We start from the raw sequence: 1209 nt of genomic DNA, 5'->3' as shown, positions 1-1209 counted from the left end.
AAAGCGCACTCAAACCTCGTGATCGCAAACGACCTGGAGGGCTACTCGCGCGCGATAAACTCCTGCTATCTTTCAAATTTTAGCGATGAGCTGTGGCGAGACTTGAGCGAGCTGCACGCTGAAATTTTAAGAAATTTTACGCCGCTTGAGAGTTTTTTTAGCGAGCTGTACGCGCCGAAGGACGACCGGAATATCAAGGTGGGCGAGCGCGCTTTTTACACGCGCCGAAACGCCCTGATTTTGGGCGGGCTCTGCGAGCAGATCGGTAAAATCCCGCAAAAATTTCGCAATTTTTTCACCGCGCCGCTGCTTAGCGAGGCGAGCATCCACTCAAACACGGGCGGCGTTTTTAAGGGCTTTTACAAGGACAAAGCGGGCGTGGGCAAGTTCGGCGGCAGCGGCGAAAACGCGCTAGCTCGCATAATGGGCGAGATTTCTCTGCGCCTGCCCGTGCTTTCAAATTTTGCCTGCGAAAGCGCGGTCTTCCAAGAGGATGCCGCGCGCTTTGCACAGAGCGCGCGCGAGCGCTTTTCGCAGCTTGACGTCGCGTATTTCGACCCGCCCTACAATCAGCACCCCTACGGCTCGAACTATTTTATGCTAAATTTGATCACGGATTTTATAAACGATGGCAAGCGCCCAAATGCTGCGGAGCTTAGCAGGGTTTCCGGGATCCCCGCAGACTGGAACCGCTCGGCATATAATAAAAAATCAAACGCTGCGGAGGAATTTTTTGCGCTGCTGGCGGAATTTCCGGCGAAATTTTTAATAATCTCTTTTAATTCCGAGGGCTTTATCTCTAAAGAGGAATTTTTAAAAAACCTCGCACGAATCGGCTCCGTGCGCACGATAGAGATCCGCTATCCGACCTACCGCGCGAGCAGAAATTTAAACGCGCGCGAGCTTTACGTGACGGAATTTTTATATGTCGTACAGAAGTAAGATTAAAATTTGCGGCATCAAAAGCGCCGCCGAAGCCCGCGCGGTGCTGGCGTGTAGCTCGGCTTTATGCGCAAATTTAGAGCGCGCGAACGACGCTAAAAATTTACCGCAATCAGATGGCGAGAGCTCAATGAAAAATTCTAATTTTTGCGGCGAAAATTCTGGGCGGAATTTTAATTTGGACGCCGAGAATTCTACGCGAAATTTCAATTCTGCCAATAAGAATTTTGCTCAAAATTTTAATCAGGGCGGCGAGAATTTTACCTG

At 50.2% G+C, this 1209-nt stretch carries 1 protein-coding gene and 1 pseudogene; both read left to right on the top strand.

The genetic code is table 11. The features are described 5' to 3' along the window. A partial coding sequence (locus Q0198_RS04190; protein WP_297895359.1) for a DNA adenine methylase occupies window positions 1-942 on the top strand: 942 nt, incomplete at its 5' end. Beyond that, window positions 926-1209, top strand: a pseudogene (locus Q0198_RS04185) (hypothetical protein); the annotation flags it as partial. The gene Q0198_RS04190 and the pseudogene Q0198_RS04185, both read left to right, overlap by 17 nt.

Origin of the sequence: uncultured Campylobacter sp., assembly GCF_938045205.1 — a bacterium.
Taxonomy (GTDB): Bacteria; Campylobacterota; Campylobacteria; order Campylobacterales; family Campylobacteraceae; genus Campylobacter_B.
This window is presented reverse-complemented; position numbering and strand designations above follow the sequence as displayed.